General features: G+C 63.0%; 4 protein-coding genes. 1 reads left to right on the top strand and 3 read right to left on the bottom strand.

The features are described from left to right. The first annotated feature begins 642 nt into the window (after nucleotides 1–642). Nucleotides 643–990, top strand: coding sequence for a hypothetical protein (locus EN914_RS21445; protein WP_032808338.1), 348 nt, complete (start codon nucleotides 643–645; stop codon nucleotides 988–990). 86 nt (nucleotides 991–1,076) lie between these two features. On the opposite strand, the gene ggt is transcribed toward EN914_RS21445, so the two are convergent. The 3 genes from ggt to EN914_RS21430 form a co-directional block, all read right to left on the bottom strand. Continuing rightward, on the bottom strand, nucleotides 1,077–2,816 hold the full coding sequence (gene ggt, locus EN914_RS21440; RefSeq protein ID WP_024503126.1) for a gamma-glutamyltransferase: 1,740 nt from the start codon (nucleotides 2,814–2,816) through the stop codon (nucleotides 1,077–1,079). A gap of 310 nt (nucleotides 2,817–3,126) precedes the next feature. After that, complete coding sequence (rhaI, locus tag EN914_RS21435; RefSeq protein WP_013533596.1) at nucleotides 3,127–4,416, bottom strand: L-rhamnose catabolism isomerase; 1,290 nt, start codon at nucleotides 4,414–4,416, stop codon at nucleotides 3,127–3,129. A gap of 12 nt (nucleotides 4,417–4,428) precedes the next feature. After that, nucleotides 4,429–5,848 (bottom strand): bifunctional rhamnulose-1-phosphate aldolase/short-chain dehydrogenase (locus EN914_RS21430; protein ID WP_127389243.1); only part of this gene is annotated, 1,420 nt, incomplete at its 5' end.

The raw sequence follows: 5,848 nt of genomic DNA, 5'->3' as shown, positions 1-5,848 counted from the left end.
GGCTGACACCGAGCATGAGCAAGGTCTCGGTCAACCCGTCATCCAGGCAGACGATGCGCAACGGACGGGCTTCAGCCGTGGAGGACCTCATGCCGGCGAACGGCAGCGAAAAAAGCCCGAGCGCCTGGCGCCGGGTCATTCGGCTGCGCAAATGATCGGGCGCGGCTCTCGACTGGGGCTCTTGGTCTCTCTGCAATGCGGCCGGCCCTGCTTTTCGGGGGTTGGTCTCCAGTGACCACTGCCCGGTGACTATGAAACATGAGTGTACTAGTCAACATTTAAGATGCCTGCCCAGTCAACTTTCACGCGACCGCATGCCAAGCGCAGACGCCCACTGGCCGCAAGGCGATTCGCCCGTACAACAACCTGTGCGACGTCACCGTCCGAATCACGGTTTGCGAAGCCCAATCCGCGCTTCGCATCATTTTTCCTCCACGAATGCATTCCATGATAGAGGGAGCTACGGTCGCCTTTGGGCAGCCGTTTCCTGGATTGCCTGAGAGACCAAAGACGGCCAAGAACCAAAAGCCGGCAGCAAGCCGCCACCTGAAGACGTCAAGGACCGGTCGAACGCATCAAGGCAGCGTGATCGGGTTGCACTCGGCAAGGCTTGATGATTTGTTGCCGCTATACGGAGAACGAATGATGCGAGAGCCTGCCGGTCAAGACGAATACGGGTCGACGAACCCTTTCGATCCGGACGACCTGCCAACCTTGAACGCAATCGGCCCGAGCATGGGAAGCGGCAATGATTTCGAGAGATATGCCGTTGCCGTGATCATCGTGTTCGGTGCGCTGATCATCGGCGGGCTGATGGCCGCATCGATGGTCTTCGGGCACCGCAACGGCTTCCTCTTCGCGCTTGGCGGCGCCACATCCGCCTGGATCTCCGGAAATGCGCTGCTGCTCGACCGGCCGCGCATCTATGCGCTGTTCGTCGGCATTGCCGCCTTGATGCTGGTTGCGTCCACCCTCACGCTGGTCTTGTGACGGTCAAGTCGGTGTGAGCCGATCCACTTGAGCAGCGGGCGATCAACCCGAATCGCCACGCTGCTCCAAGCTTTTCCTCCGAGCTGTCAGTATCCGAGCGCCTCGCCAGAGGCCGCGCGGCTGTCGATGGCGCCGTTGTAGCGCGCGCCGCCGCCTTTCTCGATTTCCGCCAGGCTCTTGCCGCCGACCAGGATGCCGGCGGCCTGACCCCAGGTCTGGTCGGCGAGATCGAGGTGATATCCCATGCCGGCCAGCAGCTTTTCTGTGTCCGGCGACAGGCCGAACGGCTCGACATACACCTTGTCGGGCAGCCATTGATGGTGGATGCGCGGCGCGTCGATCGCCTCCTGGATGTTCATGCCGTGGTCGATGACATTGACGATCGCTTCCAGCGTGATGGTGATGATGCGCGAACCGCCGGGGCTGCCGATGACCATGAACGGCTTGCCGTCCTTGGCGACCACGGTCGGGCTCATCGACGACAGCGGCGTCTTCTTCGGCTGGATGGCGTTGGCCTCGCCCTGGACCAGGCCATAGAGGTTGGGCACGCCGGGTTTCTGGGTGAAATCGTCCATTTCGTTGTTGAGCAGGATGCCGGTGCCGTCGGCGACGACGCCGGCTCCAAAGGAACCGTTCAACGTGTAGGTGACCGCGACCGCATTGCCTGCATCGTCGATGATCGAATAATGCGTCGTCTCCTTGCTCTCGCCAAAGCCCTTCGGCATCAAATCCTGCGACACGCCGGCCCGGAACGGGTCGATCTTGTCGCGGATATCCTTGGCATAGGCCTTATCAAGCAGTTTCGAGACCGGGTTGTCGACGAAATCAGGATCGCCAAGCGCTGAATTGCGGTCGACATAGGCGTAGCGCATCGCCTCGACCATGACGTGGACCGTCTCGGCGGAACCTGCGCCGAGATAGGACAGCGGATAGCCCTCCAGCACGTTGAGGATTTCGCAGATGATGAGGCCGCCGGAGCTGGGCGGCGGCGAGGAGGTGATCTCGTAGCCGCGATAGGTACAGGTCACGGGCTTGAGCTCACGCACCGCATACTGCTCGAAATCCGGCTTGGCGAGAATGCCGCCCTTGGCGCCGCTCGCCTTGATGATGGCGTCAGCGATGGCGCCTTTATAGAAGGCATCCGTACCCTTTTCGGAAATGGCGGCGAGCGAGGCGGCGAGGTCGGGCTGAACCAGCCGCTCGCCGATGCCATAGGGCTTGCCGTCGGGTTTCAGGAATATGGCGGCGGCCGCGGGGTCCTTCGCCAGCCTGTCGGCACTGCCGGCAAACGAGGCAGCGTCGCCCTGATTGAGGATGAACCCGTCCTTGGCGTAGCCGATTGCCGGCGCCATCAGATCCTGGCGGGACAATTTGCCGTATTTTTCACGGGCCATCTCGAAGCCAGCCACAGAGCCCGGTACGCCGACGGCGAGATAGCCGTCGAGGCTGGCGCCCTTCACCGGGTTTCCGTCCTTGTCGAGATACATGGTTTTTGTCGCCGCCAGCGGCGCCCGCTCGCGGAAATCGAGAAAGGTCGATTTGCCGTCCTTGAAGCGGATGGTCATGAAGCCGCCGCCGCCGATATTGCCGGCATTGGGGTAGACGACGGCGAGCGCATAGCCGACGGCAACCGCCGCGTCGACAGCATTGCCGCCCCTCTTCAAAACGTCGATGCCGACTTCGGATGCCAGATGCTGGGCCGTCACCACCATACCGTGCTCGCCCTTGGCCGGCGCCGGCGAGGCGGCGAAGACACTCGTCAACGGCGCCAGGACAAAGGTGATGGAAAGACTGGCGGCGATCAGTGTCCGACGGTTGAGAGGCATGGCGGTTCTCCGGGCGGGGGGATGCCTAGAAGACCGTGTTGGACGGATCGAGTCCACTAACAATTGAGGGAGCACGAGAAAGAGCCCCCTCACCCGGATTGCCAACCGAATTGCGAAGGGCAATTCGGGGCAATCCGACCTCTCCCCGAGGGGAGAGGAGGTGTCAGCGCTGACGCCAGTCTCTTCTCCCCTGCGGGGGTGAGGCGTGGTCCGCGCAGCGGGCGAAAAGCCAACTGCTTGGCTTTTCGAACAACAAACGCCCGGAGGGCGGTGGCCCGCAAAGCGGCCGGATGAGGGGGCCGGCTCGGCCTCAGACAATGCCGCCCGAACCGCCAGCGACTGCAGGGCGTTCCGCTGCAACCTTGGCGCGGTAACCCGCCGCTCGATAGGCGGCGACCGGGTCGATGGCGCCGCCGGTCTTCAGCCGCGCCATGGCGAGGATCGGCTCGACATCGGTGCGGTAGGCCGCTTTCAGCGTCTGCGTCGCCATCAGCGCGTCATTGCTATCCTGAAAACCTTCCAACGCCTTGCGGTCGACCAGCAGCGCCTGCGCATAGGCGCGCTGCACCTCGACTGCCGATAGCATCAGGCTTTCGATCGGATCGGTGACGTTGTGGCTCTGGTCGAGCATGTGGGCCGGGTCGAACCCCTCGGCGCCGGAAAGTTCGGCGTCGACCAGTTCGTTGAAGACGAGGAACAGCCGGTAAGGGTCGATCGAACCGGCATCGAGATCGTCGTCGCCATATTTCGAATCGTTGAAGTGGAAGCCGCCGAGTTTTTTGAACTGGATCAGCCGCGACACGATCATCTCGATGTTGACGTTTGGGGCATGGTGGCCGAGGTCGACGAGACAGAACGCCTTGTCGCCCAGCTCCTGCGCGATCATGTAGTTGGTGCCCCAGTCCTGCACGACGGTGGAATAGAAGGCCGGCTCGTACATCTTGTGCTCGCTGAACAGCTTCCAGTCGGCGGGCAGTCCGGCGTAGACCTCTTTCATGGCGTCGAGATAGCGCTCGAATGCCTTGGCGAAATTGACCTGGCCGGGAAAGTTCGAACCGTCGCCGATCCACACCGTCAGCGCCTTGGAGCCGAGCGTCTTGCCGATCTCGATGCATTCGAGATTGTGCTCGACCGCTTGCCGGCGCGTGCCGGCGTCGGCATGCGCCAGCGAGCCGAATTTGTAGGAGAGCTTCTGGTCCTTGGCGTCGGAAAAGGTGTTGGAGTTCATGGCGTCGAAGCCGAGGCCAAAGCGCGAGGCCGCTTGCTTCAGCCGGTTCGGATCGGCCTTGTCCCACGGAATGTGCAGGGAAACGGTCGGCGTCGCCTGCGTCAATTGCTGGATGACGGCGCAATCCTCGATCTTGTCGAAGATGTCGCGTGGCTCGCCGGCACCGGGAAAGCGGGCAAAGCGCGTGCCGCCGGTGCCGACGCCCCAGGACGGGATCGCCACCGCGAATTTCTCGACCTTGTCTCTGATAGCGTCGATGGCGATGCCGCGACGGTCGAGCCGCTCGCCGAGCGAGGCGTAGTCGCGCTCGAGGTTTGCCTTGCGCGCGGCGTTGTCCTTGTCGACGAGGTCGGCGGAGATGATATGTTCCATCGTCCCCTCCGCTCAGCGCGTGAACGACTGGGCGTTGCCCGCGTCGACATTGATGATGTTGCCGGTCGACTTGGCCGACATGTCGGACGCCAGGAAATAGATCGCCTCTGCGATGTCTTCCGGGAAGACAGAGCGCTTCAGCATCGAACGCGAGCGATAGTGCTCCTCCAGATCGTCGGTCGACATCTTGTAGGCGGCGGCGCGCTGTTCCTTCCACTCGCCGGTCCAGATCTTCGAGCCGCGCAGCACCGCGTCCGGGTTGACGACATTGACCCTGATCTGCGCCTCCGCGCCCTCCAGCGCCAGGCAGCGGGCGAGATGGATCTCGGCAGCCTTGGCGGTGCAATAGGCGGCGGCGTTCGGCGATGCGGCAAGGCCGTTCTTGGAGGCGACGAAGACGACGTTGCCGCCAATCTTCTGCGCGCGGAACAGCCGGAACGCTTCCCGCGAGACCAGGAAATAACCGGTCGACAGGATGTCCATGTTCTTGTTCCACAGCGCCAGCGTCGTCTCCTCGATCGGCGCCGAGGAGGCCAGCCCTGCATTCGACACCAGAATGTCGATGCCGCCGAACTCGACCGCTGTCTCGGCAAAGCCCGAAATGACCTGCTCCTCCGAGGTGACATTGATCAGCACCGGCCGCACGAAGTCCCTGCCGTAGACTTTCGCCAGTTCGTCATTGGCGCTGGCCAGTGCTGTCTCGTCGATGTCGGCCAGCACCACGCAGGCGCCTTCGCGCAGCAGGCGGTTGGCCGTGGCGCGGCCGATGCCGCCGGCGCCACCCGTGACCAGGGCGATCTGGCCGGCAAGCGACTTCGGCTTCGGCATACGCTGCAGCTTCAGGTCTTCGAGCAGCCAGTACTCGATGTCGAAGGCTTCCTGTGCAGGCAGGCCGACATAAGACGACACGGTGGAGGCGCCGCGCATGACGTTGATGGCGTTGACATAGAATTCGCCCGAAATGCGCGCCGTCGCCTTGTCGCCGGCGAAGGTGAACATGCCGACGCCGGGCATCAGGTAGACGACGGCATTGGGATCGCGGATGGCGGGCGAGTCCGGATGCTTGCAGCTGTCGTAATAGGCCTGGTAGCCAACGCGATATTCGGCGATGTCGTCGGCAAGACGCGCGATGACGGCATCGACATCGGGCTTTGCCGGATCGAATTCGATGACCAGCGGGCGGATCTTGGTGCGCAGGAAATGGTCGGGGCATGAGGTGCCGAGTGCCGCCAGCGGGCGCAGATCCCTGGAGTTGACGAATTCGAGCACAGCAGTGGAATCGTCGAAATGGCCTGCTTTGTGGCTCCTTTCCGAGATCAGGCCGCGAATCCTCGGCATCAGTTTGGCCGCGATGGCACGGCGCTCAGTGGCGTCGAGCGACTTGACCGCTTCACCGCCGAAGATAGCGACACCCTCGGAGCGGCGCTCGAAC

Source organism: Mesorhizobium sp. M7A.F.Ca.CA.001.08.2.1 (assembly GCF_003998455.1).
Classification (GTDB): domain Bacteria; phylum Pseudomonadota; class Alphaproteobacteria; order Rhizobiales; family Rhizobiaceae; genus Mesorhizobium; species Mesorhizobium ciceri.
Note: the sequence above shows the minus strand (reverse complement) of the source record. Positions and strands in the feature narration are given on the sequence as shown.